The organism is Streptomyces sp. DH37 (assembly GCF_029813835.1).
In the GTDB taxonomy this organism is placed as follows: domain Bacteria; phylum Actinomycetota; class Actinomycetes; order Streptomycetales; family Streptomycetaceae; genus Streptomyces.
Map to the genome: position 1 here is coordinate 83,104 of NZ_JARVKV010000015.1, position 13,552 is coordinate 96,655.

Sequence of the window (13,552 nt, forward strand, 5' to 3'; positions counted from 1 at the left end):
CACCGGGCCCGGCGCGCGGGAGCCGGCCCGCCGGTCACCCCGCGCGCGGGCGGTGCGGGCGGCGGGCGAGGCCGTACCCGTCATACCCGGGAGCCACGCGGCGGGTGGGCTCTCCGGGGGGACGCCGACCACGGGGCCCGCTCCCTAGCTTCGGACCGGATGCACGACAGGCATCCGGTACCGAGGGGAGCGTTCGTCATGGGGTTCCGTCCGCGCCGCAGACGCAGACGTCTGCGCCGTGCCCTGCTCAGCGCGCTGGTGGTCGCCTCGGTGGCCGTTCCGGTGGCGGGGGCGGCACGGCCGTCGCAGGTCCCGGCGCCGGAGCCGGCCGCCCTCGGGCCGCTGGTGGCGAGCCCCGAGGCGCTGGCCGCGCGGTACGCCGCCAACCGCGCGGGCATACGGGCGGCCGGGCGGGCGGCCGGGCGGCACGGCGACGCGGGGCGGGCCGCCGCGCTGCGGGCCATGGCGGAGCCGGACCGCCGCTTCCTCCTCTTCGACGGGCGCGACGGCGGCCGGAGCGCGGAGGTCTTCGGCGACCTGTCCCGGGCCGGGCGGATCGCCGTCCTGGTGCCCGGCTCGGACACCGGCCTCGACCGGTACGAGCGCCTGCGGACGGGCGCGCGGACGCTCCTGCGGGAGCTGGACGGGCGGTCCGCCGTCGTCGCCTGGCTCGGGTACGAGACGCCGGGCACGGTGAGCCCCGCGGTGCTGACGACCGGCCGGGCGGAGGAGGCCGCGCCGGGCCTGCGGCGCTTCACCGGCGAGTTGGCGCACGCCCGGCCCGGCGCGCGGATCTCGCTGCTGTGCCACTCCTACGGCGCCGTGGTCTGCGGACTGGCCGCGTCCGGGCTGGAGGCCGACGCCCTGGTGCTGTACGGCGGCCCCGGCGCGGGCGCCGACAGCGCCGCCGGGCTGCGCACCCGGGCGGTCGTCTGGGCCGGCCGGGGCGGCGGCGACTGGATCGCCCGGGTGCCGAACGTACGGCTGGAACTGCCCGGCGCGACGCTCGGGCTGGGGGCCGATCCGGTCTCGCGGGAGTTCGGCGCCCGTGTCTTCGACGCGGGCGGCGGCGGGCACAGCGACTACCTCGTACCCGGATCGCGGTCCCTGGCGAACATCGCCCGGATCGTGGCCGGACGGCCTCCCGCCGGGGAGGCCCGCCATGCGTGACCCCGTCCGCCTCTCCCGCCTCCCCCGCCTCTTCGGCCCTGGCCGCCTCCTCCGTCCCTCACGTCTCGCCCGCCTCGTCCGGCGGATCGACGCCGCGACCCCGCCCGGCCGCGACCGCGCCGTCGACGCGCTGCGCGCCGCCGCCGTCCTCGGCGTGGTGCTCGGCCACTGGCTGGTGACCGCCCTGGTCGCCGACAGCGGCGCGGTGCGCGGGGACAGCCCGCTGCGGCACATGCCCGGGCTCGCCCCCTTCTCCTGGGTGTTCCAGACGCTGGCGGTGTTCTTCCTGGTGGGCGGGATGGTGGCGGCGAGGGGCCAGGCGTCCGCCCGCGCCCGGGGCGTGCCGTACGGGCGGTGGCTGGGCGCCCGGCTGGCCCGGCTGTTCCGGCCGGTCGCCGCCGTGCTCGCGGTGTGGGCCGCCGCGGCGGGCGCGATGCTCGCGGCCGGGGCGGATCCGGGCACCGTCCGCACGCTGTGCGCGCTGGTGTGGTCGCCGCTGTGGTTCCTGCTGGTCTTCACCGCGCTGACGGCGGCGACCCCGCTGGTGGCCCGGTTGCACCCGCTGTGGCCGTTCGCCGCCGTGCTCTGCGTCGACCTGGCGCGGTTCGGCCCGGCCGGAGGGCCCTCCTGGCTCGGCTCGGTCAACGTGGCGGCCGGCTGGCTGGTTCCGTACTGCCTGGGCGCGGCCTGGGCCCGCGGCGGCCCGCCGGGACGCCGTACCGGCTGGGCGCTGCTGCTCGGCGGCGCCGCCGCGACCGCCGGGCTGGTGCGGTGGGCGGGCTATCCGGCGGCCATGGTCGGGGTGCCCGGCGCCGAGGTCTCCAACCTCGCGCCGCCCACCCTCGCCGCGGTGTGCTTCGGCGTGGCCCAGTGCGGCGCGGCCCTGCTGCTGCTCGGCCCGCTGCGGCGGGCGATGCGCCGCCCCGCGGCCTGGGCCGCGGTGGCGCTGGTGAACCTCTTCGCGATGACGCTCTTCCTCTGGCACCAGACCGCGATGATCGCGGTCACGGCGGTCGGCCTGCTCGCGGAGGGGCCGCTGCCCGGACTGCACACCGTCCCCGGCACGGTCGGCTGGGTGCTCGCCCGGCTGCTGTGGCTGCCGGTGTTCGCGGCGGCGCTGCTGGTGTGCCTGGCGGCCTTCGGCGCGTCCGAGCGGGGACGCCCGGAGGGGGCGGCGGGGCGAACCGAGCGTCCGGACAGCCCGGACAGCCCGGAGCGGCGGGAACGGGAGGAACGGACGGGGACGGTGCGGCATGGCTAGGGTCGGACGGGCGAGGGGGGACGTGGTGGGAAGGATCGGAAGGGGGCTGCGGGCGGTGCCGCGCGCCCTGCGCGAGGACCTGCTGACGACGGCCGCCGAGCCGCTGCCGCGCACCGGGCGGCCGGGCTGGGCGGACTGGACGCCGGCGCTCGCGGTGCCGGTGGTGCTGCTCGCGGTGTTCCTGCTCGTCGTCAACGCGGACGACTACGCGCACGTCCACCGGATGTCCGCCCCGCTCGGTCTGCTGCTCGCCGGCGTCCAGTCGGCCGCGCTCGTCGGCGCGATGCTCCGCCCGGTGCCCGCCTGGTGGGCGTCGACGGCCGCCATGGTCGTGGTCGCGTGGTACGCGAACCCCCACCCCGCGGGACGGGAGCTCCCCTGGACCGCCGCGGGGCTCACGCTCCAGGCCGGTGTGCTGTTCCTGGTGGCGCTGCGCGCCCGGCCCCGGGTCGCGGCCGAGACGCTGGCCGTCGGCGCGCTGGCGGGCCTGGCCGTCGGGGGCCCGCTCCCCGCCCGCGAGGGCAACACCGGCGCCGCCCTCGTGACCCTGGTGATCGCCGTGGTGGTCGGCGCCGCGCTGCGCGGGCGCCGCGTGGCGCGCAGCCGGCTGGCCGAGCAGGAGGAGCTCACCGCCGGGGAGCGGGCCCGGCGCACCCTGCTGGAGGAGCGCCACCGGATCGCCCGCGAGCTGCACGACGTGGTCGCCCACCACATGTCGGTGATCTCCATCCAGGCGCAGGTCGCCCCGCACCTGGTCGAGAACCCCTCCGGCGAGTTGCGGGAGAACCTCGACGGCATCCGCCGCAACGCCCTGGAGGCGCTGACCGAACTGCGCCGCGTCCTGGGCGTGCTGCGCTCGGAGGAGGCGCCGTCGGGGAGCGCGCGCTACGCCCCGCAGCCCACCCTCGCCCGGCTGGACGAACTGCTCGGCAACGTGCGCGGCGCCGGGATCGACGTCACCGCCCGGACCACCGGGGAGCCGCGTCCGCTGCCGCCGGGCGTGGAGCTGTCGGCGTTCCGCATCGTCCAGGAGGCGCTCAGCAACGCGATGCGGCACGCGCCGGGGGCGGCGGTGCGGGTGGAGGTCGGGTACCGGCCGGGCGGCCTGGCCGTGCGGGTCGTCAACACCGCGCCGCAGGGGCGCGTCCGGGGCGTCCGCGCCGCCCGGCCGGAGGGACCCGCGCGGGGCGGGGGGCACGGGCTGCCGGGCATGCGCGAGCGCGCTGCCATGCTGGGCGGCGACCTGGCCGCCGGGCCCACCCCGGACGGCGGCTACGAGGTGACCGCGGTCCTGCCCGCCGGCACCCCCGCCCCCGACCCCGCCACCCCCGAGGAGGCCCCGTGACGACCGTCCGCGTGCTGATAGCCGACGACCAGGTGATGGTCCGCCAGGGCTTCACGGTGCTGCTGGGTGCCGAGCCCGGCATCGAGGTCGCCGGCCAGGCCGTCGACGGACTCGACGCCGTGGCCAGGGCCGCCGAACTGCGCCCGGACGTGATCCTGATGGACATCCGGATGCCCGGACTCGACGGCATCGAGGCGACCCGCCGCATCACCGGGGCGGGGGGAGACGTCCCCAGGGTCCTGGTGCTGACCACCTTCGACCTCGACGAGTACGTGTACGAGGCGCTGCGCGCGGGCGCCTCCGGCTTCCTCCTGAAGGACGCCTCGGCGGCCGAACTCGCCCACGCGGTGCGGGTGGTGGCGGCCGGGGACGCCCTGCTCTCCCCGAACGTCACCAAGCGCCTGATCGCGGAGTTCTCCCGGGTGAGCCGCGGGCCCCGCGCCCCGCTCAGGGAGCGCGTCGGAGAGCTGACCGAGCGCGAGACCGAGGTCCTGTCGCTGATCGCGCAGGGCCTGTCCAACGCGGAGATCGCCGTGCGCCTGGTGGTGGCGGAGCAGACCGTGAAGACCCATGTCGGCCGGATCCTGCTCAAGCTGGGCCTGCGCGACCGCACCCAGGCCGCGGTCTTCGCCTACGAGACGGGGCTGGTGCGCCCGGCCGGGTACTGAGGGGGGTTCAGACGCGGCGCGCGGGCGCCTCGGCGGCCAGGTCGCGCAGCGTGCGGTAGGCGGTGCGGATGAAGGCGCCGCGCAGGGTGGGGGAGCTGTTGGTCACCGCCGCCAGACCGGTGCGGGCGGCGGGGCAGAAGCCGGTGAAGGACGTGAAGCCGCGCGTGCCGCCGGAGTGGAACAGCAGGTCGAAGGTGCCGCCGTCGCGCGCGTCGTGCGTGCGCGTCTTCCACACCAGGCACATCCGGTCGCCGCCGGGCGCGGTCACCCGCGGCCGGGTGACGTCGTGCAGCGCGGTGCGCAGGGCGTCGCCCGCCTCCGGGGGAGGGGAGAGCAGGACCTCCAGGTAGCGCTGGAGGTCGCGGGCGCTGGAGCGCAGCGCGCCCGCGCCCGGCAGGCCCGGGATGCGCCAGGGCGGACGGGGGCGGCCGTGCCAGTGGCCGGTGGCCTGGGGCAGGTCGGGGTCGCAGGTGCTGTCGGCCAGCCCCAGCGGCTCCAGCACCCGGGCGGCGAGCGCCCGCTCGTACGTGGTGCCCGCCGCGTCGGCCAGCAGCCGGCCCAGCAGGCCGACCCCGAAGTTGGAGTAGCGCACCCGCGTGCCGGGCGGGCGGCGCACCCGCGTCTGGGAGAGCGCGCGCAGCAGGTGGTCGGGGGTGAAGGTCTCGTAGGGGTTGGTGTAGAGGCGGGGCACGGCCCTGAACAGCAGTCCCGGCGGCAGCACGGGCAGCTCGGAGGTGTGCGTGGCCAGGTGCGCGAGGGTGATCCGGCCGCCGTACCCCTCGGGCACGGCGGCGGCGGGGAGGTGGTCGGCGATCGGGTCGTCGACGCCGACCTCGCCCCGCGCCGCCGCCTCGGCCAGCAGCAGGGCGGTGAACGTCTTGGTCACCGAGCCGAGTTCGAAGCGGGTGGCGGCCGACGAGCCCCGGCACAGCAGCCTCGACTCGTCCGCCCGTACCGCCACGACCGCCACCGCCGGGCCGGGCGCGGCGGCGGCGACCGCCTCCAGGGGGAGGGAGAGCCCGCACCGGTCGGGTGCGGACTCCGCGGCGGACACGGGGTCGGGCCCCGGCTGGGGCGACGTGGCGGCGGTCATCGGCCGGAGGCGCGGGAGAGCGCCAGCGTGCCCGCGACGGCCGCGACGATGGTGGGGTGGTGGTGGTCCAGGAAGATCCGGGCGGCGTCGCCCTCGACCTCCTTGCCGTCCCGGGGCAGCAGTCCGTCCTCGTGCTGCACGGAGGCCAGCTCCTCCCACAGCGCCGGATCGCGGTACGGCTCCCTCAGACAGCTTCCGACGATCATCAGCTCGGCGAAGAGGTCCCACTCCTGGACCTCCCGCCAGACGTCCAGCCACACCGGCAGCCAGAGCTGGAGGTAGTCCTCGATGTGCTGCGGGAGGTGCTCGGGACGGGCGCCCCAGTCGGTGATGTGGAAGACGGCGTGCGTCACGGAGTAGCCCGTCATCCAGTCGATGACCCACGGCTCGGGGGTGTTCCCGAGCCAGGTGGCGCCGATGAGCCGGTCCCAGTCGATGCCGCGGTCGATCCCCGCCAGGCGGGAGGCGTTGGCGATGGCCAGACGGCGGTTGGGCACGTGCTCGACGGCGTCCACCGGGACCAGGCCGGCCAGGTGCTCCAGGAGGGTGTCCAGGCGTTCGTGGCGGTAGCCCGCGCGGACGAAGTGCGTGTACAGCTCCAGCGGGTCGGTCATCATCACGTACCGCAGCTGGCGCTCGTAGAACATGTCGCCGCCGCGCAGCTCCCACCAGGCGAAGTCGAGCAGTTCGCGGGCGATCTTCCGCTCCTGCGCGGTGGCCACCCCCTCGCGCAGCACCAGGGAGGCGGCGAGCGCCGTCTCGCCCAGCGGCTTGTAGACGCTGTCGGGGTGGGCGAGTTCCGCGGTGGTGCCGGGCGGCAGCGAGCCCAGTTCGCAGTGGCGGCGCAGCCAGCCGAGGGCGCGGCTCGCCACCCGGTGGGCCGACTGCCGTACGGGGGCGGGCGCCGGGGCGGTGGTGCGGGGCGTGCTCATGCGGTCGGTCCTCCCGGCCTCTCCGACTGGTCCAGCAGATGGCGCGCGACGGCGATGTCCAGCGCGGTGCGCCCGCCGCTTCCGCAGTGCAGCTCCAGGTGCCGCACCACGGCGGCCGCGTCCAGCTCCGGCCGCGTCCCGCGGTGGACCGCCCAGGCCAGCCAGCGCGCCAGGCGCGCCGCGGTCGGGTAGTCGCGGCGCAGCATCGCGCGGCTCGTGCCCCGGCTCAGGTCGCGCAGCCGGCGGAGGGCCGCCTCGTGGACCGGGCCGTCCACGTCCGGCAGGGCGAGCGGGTGGAGTCCGGCCATGCGCAGGGACCGGGTGCGCCAGGAGGGGACCGGGCCGTCGGTGCCGTCGGTGCTGTTGGGGCCGTCGGGTTCCGCCGCCTCCTCGAAGGCGGCCGGTTCGGGCACGCCCAGGGTGTCCTCGGGCGCGTCGCCGAACCGGGCGAGGAGCCGCACGGTCGTCCAGTCGCGCCACGCGGCGTCGGGCGCGGCGCCGGGGTCGGGCGGGAAGATCCGGAAGGAGTCGGCCACGGCCCGGGCGTCCGCGGGCCCGAAGGCCCTTCCGGCGAGCAGTGCGGGAGCGAAGACGTCGGGGCCCAGCACCCGTACGGCGGCCAGGGCCGCCTTGGGGTCCGGGGCGTCCTCCACCTGGGCCGCCACCACCGCCGCGTCCTCGGCGCCCCGCAGGGCACCGAGGACGCGGTTGGCCAGACTCTCCACCGCCGACGCGTACGCCGCACGCGGCGAGACGTCCGGATTCGGCATCAGTGACCTACCTCTCTGATTCGGTCTGTCATGTTATGCCGTTTCTTATGGGTTTCGTCGCATTCCTGTCGCCCGGCCGTCAGGCGGGTGCGCTACTTCTTGGGCTCCCTCGGGGAGAGCAGGAGCGCGAGTCCGAGCAGCAGGAGGCCGGCCGCCTCGGGCGCCCACACCGGCGAGTCACTGACCGGAGCCTCGTGCACGGTCATCAGGTCGGTGACCGCGTGCCGCTCGGCCGGGGCGGCGGGGGAGAGGGTGGTTCCCGTCGTGGCGTGAGTGAGCATCGGTTTCCTCCTCGTTGTGATGCTCTGCGGGGCAGTCGCCCCATGTGGGCGACTTCGTGATTGACGTTACGAAGAGACAGCCGAATGCGCATGTGCGCATTTAGTCGGTCTTGCGTATATCCGCTTTCCGTGTTCCACGGGGAACGACCCCCGCCGACCTGGGCCGGAGGCGGCCGGACGGCCCGCGGGGACTCGCGGACGGGGCGGGAGGCCGCTTCCGTATTCGCCTGTTCGGAGTAGCGCGAAGGAGCACGGCACGGCGTTCCGGTGGAGGCGGGGCGCAGCGTGACGGGGACGCGGATCCGCCGGCCCCCTCCCGCCGCGGCGGCGCCCGCGCCCGGCCGCCCCGCGCCCGGCCGGGCCGCCATCCGGGCTTTTCCGGACGTACGCCCCCCGTTCGCCGCCGCGCGGGCGGCGGGACGGGGGCGGGGGGAGGGGACGCAAGGGTTTTCCCCGTATCGGGGCCGGTCGGCGGATTCCTATGGTCAGGCGCACCGGGGTTCCCCGGGCGGATCTGAAGTCGTGCTCGGTCCGCCCGGGACGCCGGCCCCCCCGCAACAGGCACCCCCCACTGCCCGGTCCGTTCGGGCAGCTTCGAAAGGACCCACCCTTGAAGGCCCCTGGGCGAAGACTGATATCCGTGCTGGCGGCGACCGCCACCCTCATGGGCGGAGCCGCCGCCGCGTCCACCGCGGTCGCCGCCCCGCCGGCCGGTGACACCGCTCCCGGGGCCGGTGAGCAGCGCACTGAGCTGTCCGGGCTGTCCGGGCTGCCCGAGCTGCCCGCCGACGGCGTCATCGTCGCCTACAAGGAGCGCGCCGAGGCCGCGGACTCCAGGAGCGCCGCCACCGCCGAGGCCGCCGACAAGGGGAGGAAGACCGGGCAGGGGCTGAGGTTCGAGCGCCGCCTGGCCACGGGCGCCGCCCTGTACGAGGTGGAGGGCAGGACCTCCCGGGCCGGGATCGACGAGATCGTCGAGGCGTTCGAGGCCGACCCGGACGTCGCCTACGCCGAGCCGAACACCCGCGCGTACGCGATGGCGACCCCCGACGACACGCACTACGCCAGCCAGTGGGACCTCTTCGAGTCCACCGCCGGCATGCGCGTCCCCGGCGCCTGGGAGAAGTCCACCGGCCGGGGCACGGTCGTCGCCGTCCTCGACACCGGCTACGTCAGCCACTCCGACCTCGCCGCCAACATCGTCCCCGGCTACGACTTCGTCTCCAGCGCCGCCGAGGCGCGGGACGGCAACGGCCGCGACGGCAACCCCGCCGACGAGGGCGACTGGTTCGGCGCCGGCGAGTGCGGCGTCACCTACGACAGCCCCTCCTCCTGGCACGGCACCCACGTCGCGGGCACCATCGCCGCGGCGGCCGGCAACGGCAAGGGCGTCGCGGGCGTCGCGTACGGCGCGAAGATCCAGCCCGTCCGCGTGCTCGCCAAGTGCGGCGGCACCACGGCCGACATCGCCGACGCCATCACCTGGGCCTCCGGCGGCACCGTCGCCGGCGCACCGGCCAACCCCACGCCCGCCGACGTCATCAACATGAGCCTGGGCGGCAGCGGCACCTGCTCCAGCACCTACCAGAACGCGATCAACGGCGCCGTGGGTCGCGGCACCACGGTCGTCGTCGCGGCGGGCAACAGCAACGCCAACGCCGCCAACTTCACCCCGGCGAGCTGCAGCAACGTCATCACCGTCGCCGCCGGCGACCGCCAGGGCAACCGGGCCGACTACTCCAACCACGGCACCGTCGTGGACATCACCGCCCCCGGCGGCGAGACCGCGACCCGGACCAACGGCATCCTCTCCACGCTGAACAGCGGCAGCACCGTGCCGGGCGGCGAGAGCTACGCCTACTACCAGGGCACCAGCATGGCCGCCCCGCACATCGCCGGCCTGGCCGCGCTGGCGAAGTCGGTCGACCCCGCGCTGAGCCCGGCCCGGATCGAGCAGCTCGTCAAGTCCACCGCCCGCCCCCTGCCCGGCACCTGCGGCGGCGGCTGCGGCGCCGGCCTGGCCGACGCCGCGGCGACGGTCGCGGCCGCGGGCGGCGACAGCGGGGGCGGCGGGGAGCCCCCGGCGGGCGGCACGTACACCAACGGCACCGACGTCGCCATCCCGGACGGCAACTCCACCGGCGTCACCTCCCCGATCGCGGTGAGCGGCCGCGGCGGCAACGCGCCGGCCGGTCTGCGGGTCTCCGTCGACATCAAGCACACCTACCGCGGCGACCTGGTCATCGACCTGGTCACCCCCGACGGGCGCAGCGCCAACCTCAAGCGGTCGGCCTACGACAGCGCCGACGACGTGATCGCCACCTACACCGTCGACGCCTCCTCGGTGGCGGCCGACGGCACCTGGAAGCTCCGCGTCAGGGACGTCTACTCCGGTGACACCGGCTACATCGACTCCTGGAGCCTGACCTTCTGACCGGGGCGACCCTCTGACCGGCCGTCCACCCGACGGGACGGCCTCCCCAGACGGTCCCCGACCCCCACCGGGGATCTCCTCCCGGTCCGGGCCGCCGTCGACCGGTAGCCCGCGGCCTCCGTATCCTCACGGAATACGGGGCATGTACACGACCGGAGGCGGTGTATGGGCCTGGAGCGGGAAGTCCCCCGTCCGGCGCTGGTCGGACGCGGCGACCTGCTGGAACACCTGGAGGACACACTGCGGGGCCACGGCAGGGCCGCCCTCACCGGCCCGCCGGGCATCGGCAAGACGGCCCTGGTCGCCGCCGTGGCCCGGCGGGAGGAGCGCCGCGCGCGGGGGGAGACCGTCCTGTGGCTGGCGCCGGAGGAGGCGGACCGGGAGATCCCGGGCGCCGGCGCGGCCGGACTGCTGGACGACGTGCCCGAGGCCGCCGTACGGGCACTGCCGCGACCGCAGCGCACCGCGATCGCCGTGGCCCGCCGCGAGGCCGAGGTGCCCGCCGCCGGGCAGGACCGTGTCGCCCTGAGGCTGGCCGTGGCCCAGGTGCTGCGCGCCCTGGCCGCCGCCGGACCCGTGCTGCTGGTGGTGGACAACGCCCAGTGGCTGGATCCCGACAGCTCCGCCCTGCTCCGCTTCGCCCTGCACAAGGCGCCGCCCGGCGTACGCGCCCTGGTGGCCGAACGGCAGCACACCAGCCCGCTGTACGCGGAGAACCTCTTCGGCCACCTCGGCCCCCGCGTCGTCCCCGTCCCCCCGCTCGGCGCCGACCACATCGCGGCGCTGCTGGCCGACCACGGACTGCCCGCCCGGCTGGCCGGGCGCATCCACCAGGCCAGCGGCGGCAACCCGCGGCTCGCCCTGGCCATCGGCCGCTCCCTGGCGGGCGCCCGCACCTTCGTCCACCGCGCCGACGCGCTGCCGCTGGGCGGCGAGGCGCGGGCCGCCGCCCGGCACATGCTGGCCGACGTGCCCGCCGGGGCGCACCCCACCCTGCTGCTCGCCGCGCTGGCCGTCCGGCCGACCACGACCGTGCTGCGCCGGGCGGGCCGGGCCTCGGCCGAGGCCGACCTGGCGGCCGCCGAGCGGGCGGGACTGGTCACCGTCGGCGAGGACGGCGCGGTCTGCTTCACCGCCGGGGTGGTGCCCGCGACCCTGGTGGCCGAGGCGGACTGGGCGGAGCGGGCCGCCTGCCACACCGCTCTGGCCGGGGCCGTCGGCGACCCCGTCCAGGCCGTACGCCACCGGGCGCTGGCCGCCGACCCGTGCGACGCCGGGACGGAACTGGCCGGGGAGCTCGACGACGCCCTGGAGTCCTGCCGCCGGCGGGGGGACCACGCCCTCGCGGCCGAACTCGGCCTGCTGGCCGCCGAACGCACCCCCGCCGGCCGCTCCGGGGAGGAGGTGGAGCGGCTCCTGGGGGCCGCCGCCGACGCGGCCCGCGCCGCCCGCCCCGACCTGTCCAAGCGGGCCGCCGACGCCATCCTGGCCCGCGACGTCCCGCCCGCCGCCCGCCTGAGGGCCCGGCTCGCCATCCTGGACACCGCCTTCCAGGGCCTCACCGACCTCGACGAGACCTTCTCCCACGCCCTGGCCGACGCCGGCGACGACCCGGCGATGCGCGCGTCCGTCCTGGTCCGGCTGGTGTGGAAGCAGCAGCTCGCCGACGGCGACAGCGCCGCGGCCCGCGCCACCGCCGAGGAGGCGTACCGCCTGGCCCTGGCCGCCGGGGACCAGGAGACCGCCGTCCTGGCGGCCACGGCCCGCGCCCGCACCAGCCGCATCCTGGGGGAGGCCGAGTCCGGGCTGCGCACCGAGGAGGCCCTCGCCATGCGGCAGGACGGCCTCCCGCCCGCGCTGCGCAACGCCCCCCGGCTGCTCTCCCTGCGCCACGCCCTGTTCGACGACCGGCTCACCGAGGCGCGCACCGGACTGCTCGCCCTGCTCCCCGACGTCGAACGCCTGGGACGCACCGAGGACCTGGTGGACACCCTGCGCACCCTGGCCGAGGTGGAGGCCCGCCGGGGGCAGTGCGCCGCCGCCCTCACCCACGCCCGCCGCGCGGTGGCCGTCGCCCTGGAGGCCGGGATCTCCCCGGGACCGCTGTGGTACAGCGCCGCGCTGGCCGAGACCGCGGGCGGCAGCTTCCTGCGGGCCGCGGACTACGCCCGCCGCAGCCTGCGGGCCTCCCGTGAGGAGGGCGACCAGATCTTCCTCCACTGCGGCCTGTACGCGCTCGGGCGCGTCCAGCTCGCCATGGGCGAGACGGCCCGGGCCGTCGGGACGCTCGACCGCATCCGCGACCTGCCGATCGCCGCGATGACCGCCGACCCGTCCGTCCTGCGCTGGCACGAGGAGCTGGCCGAGGCGTACGTGGCCGCCGGGGAGCCGGAGAAGGCCGCCGACCTGCTGGCGGAGGTCGCCCCGGTGGCCCGCCGGCTGGGACGCTCCACCGTACTGACGGCCCTGGACCGGGTGCGGGGCCAGTACCTGGCGGCCACCGGGGACCCGGACGCCGGGGCGGAGCTGCTGCGGGACGTCGCCGACCGCTTCACCGCGCACGGGCTGCCGATCGAGGCGGGGCGCGCCCTGCTGGCGCTGGCGCGGACCGAGCGCCGCCGCAGGCGCCGGGCGTCCGCGCGGGCCGCCCTGGACGAGGCCGCCGAGATCTTCGCCCGCGCCGGGGCCCGGCCCTGGGCGCGGCTGGCCGGCGGGGCGCCGCCGCGCGACGACTCCGCGCCCTCCCCCGACGGGACCGCCGCGCCCGCCGAGGGGCTCACCGAGGCGGAGCGCCGGCTCGCCCTGCTCGTGGGCCAGGGGGCGAGCAACCAGGAGGCGGCGGCCAGGCTCTTCCTCAGCGTCAAGACCGTCGAGGCCCGGCTGACCCGCATCTACCGCAAGCTCGGCATCCGCGGCCGGGCGCAGCTCGCGGTGGTGGTGCGCGACGAGTGACCTCCCGGCCGTACGAGCCGGTCTCCAGCGGGGCTGAAGCCGGGCGCGGCAGCGTGGGGGCGGATCGTGCCGCCGGCCCCCGGCGGCAGGCCGTCACCGAAGGGAGTCGCCGTGTCTCAGGCGGTCCGGGCAACCAGCAGCAAGGTCACCGGGGACCTCTACGCGGAGGTGCAGACGTTCTACGCGCGGCAGATGCGGCGCGTGGACGCCCTGGACATCGAGGGCTTCGCGGACACCTTCACCGAGGACGGCGTGGTGGTGCACGCCAGCGGCGAACGGGCGCAGGGCCGGGAGCGGATGGTCGCGGGCATGCGGGCGAACCTGCCGCGCTACCGGGACATCGCCGTCCGGCACTGGTTCGGCCACCTGCTGATCGAGGTCGACCCCCACGACGAGGACACCCTGCGGGTGTCGTACTACACCCTCGTCACCCAGACCGACCGCGAGGGGAAGGTCTCCTTCCAGCCGACCTTCACCGTCGACGACGTGCTGGTGCGGCGGGACGGCGAGCTGCTCACCCACTCGCGGGTCATCCACCGCGACGCCCCCGTCGCGCCCCCCGCCTCCTGACGGCGCTCCGCGCGGCCCCGTACGGCACCACAGCACGACACCGCGGCGGTGGCCCCTCGAAGGGATTCGAGGGGCC

The 13,552-nt window shown here is 76.9% G+C and carries 11 protein-coding genes; 7 read left to right on the forward strand and 4 right to left on the reverse strand.

From position 1 onward, the window contains the following. Positions 1–198: 198 nt before the first annotated feature. Genes QC029_RS11050 through QC029_RS11065 form a run of 4 tightly spaced genes read left to right on the forward strand, consistent with a single transcriptional unit; the run spans position 199 to position 4,444 of the window. Positions 199–1,170: an alpha/beta hydrolase gene (locus tag QC029_RS11050; protein ID WP_279555370.1), complete on the forward strand. Its 972-nt coding sequence runs from the start codon at positions 199–201 to the stop codon at positions 1,168–1,170. Beyond that, on the forward strand, positions 1,163–2,431 hold the full coding sequence (locus QC029_RS11055) for an acyltransferase (protein WP_279555371.1): 1,269 nt from the start codon (positions 1,163–1,165) through the stop codon (positions 2,429–2,431). The genes QC029_RS11050 and QC029_RS11055 overlap by 8 nt, the downstream gene beginning before the upstream one ends. Next, positions 2,424–3,776 (forward strand): sensor histidine kinase, encoded by a 1,353-nt coding sequence (locus QC029_RS11060; RefSeq protein WP_279555372.1) that lies wholly within the window; start codon positions 2,424–2,426, stop codon positions 3,774–3,776. The genes QC029_RS11055 and QC029_RS11060 overlap by 8 nt, the downstream gene beginning before the upstream one ends. Next, positions 3,773–4,444 carry a response regulator transcription factor gene (locus QC029_RS11065; RefSeq protein WP_279555373.1) on the forward strand — a complete coding sequence of 224 codons (672 nt, stop codon included), beginning with the start codon at positions 3,773–3,775 and terminating at the stop codon, positions 4,442–4,444. The genes QC029_RS11060 and QC029_RS11065 overlap by 4 nt, the downstream gene beginning before the upstream one ends. A 7-nt stretch (positions 4,445–4,451) precedes the next feature. Here QC029_RS11065 and QC029_RS11070 read toward each other — a convergent pair whose 3' ends face one another. The 4 genes from QC029_RS11070 to QC029_RS11085 all read right to left on the reverse strand — a co-directional run bounded on the left by QC029_RS11070 (position 4,452) and on the right by QC029_RS11085 (position 7,520). Continuing rightward, entirely contained in the window at positions 4,452–5,537 is a 1,086-nt protein-coding gene (locus QC029_RS11070; protein ID WP_279555374.1) for a serine hydrolase, read from the reverse strand. Then, the gene (locus tag QC029_RS11075; protein ID WP_279555375.1) at positions 5,534–6,469 is read right to left on the reverse strand and encodes a hypothetical protein; all 936 of its coding nucleotides are present in this window, start codon (positions 6,467–6,469) and stop codon (positions 5,534–5,536) included. The genes QC029_RS11070 and QC029_RS11075 overlap by 4 nt, the downstream gene beginning before the upstream one ends. After that, complete coding sequence (locus tag QC029_RS11080) at positions 6,466–7,239, reverse strand: hypothetical protein (RefSeq protein ID WP_279555376.1); 774 nt, start codon at positions 7,237–7,239, stop codon at positions 6,466–6,468. The genes QC029_RS11075 and QC029_RS11080 overlap by 4 nt, the downstream gene beginning before the upstream one ends. 92 nt (positions 7,240–7,331) lie before the next feature. After that, positions 7,332–7,520 (reverse strand): hypothetical protein, encoded by a 189-nt coding sequence (locus QC029_RS11085; RefSeq protein WP_279555377.1) that lies wholly within the window; start codon positions 7,518–7,520, stop codon positions 7,332–7,334. A gap of 664 nt (positions 7,521–8,184) precedes the next feature. On the opposite strand from QC029_RS11085, the gene QC029_RS11090 reads away from it, so the two are divergent. The 3 genes from QC029_RS11090 to QC029_RS11100 all read left to right on the forward strand — a co-directional run bounded on the left by QC029_RS11090 (position 8,185) and on the right by QC029_RS11100 (position 13,476). Further along, positions 8,185–9,954: a S8 family serine peptidase gene (locus tag QC029_RS11090; protein ID WP_279555387.1), complete on the forward strand. Its 1,770-nt coding sequence runs from the start codon at positions 8,185–8,187 to the stop codon at positions 9,952–9,954. Between the two features lie 165 nt (positions 9,955–10,119). Further along, entirely contained in the window at positions 10,120–12,906 is a 2,787-nt protein-coding gene (locus tag QC029_RS11095; RefSeq protein WP_279555378.1) for a LuxR family transcriptional regulator, read from the forward strand. 111 nt (positions 12,907–13,017) lie between these two features. After that, entirely contained in the window at positions 13,018–13,476 is a 459-nt protein-coding gene (locus QC029_RS11100) for a nuclear transport factor 2 family protein (RefSeq protein ID WP_279555379.1), read from the forward strand. Positions 13,477–13,552: the final 76 nt, after the last annotated feature.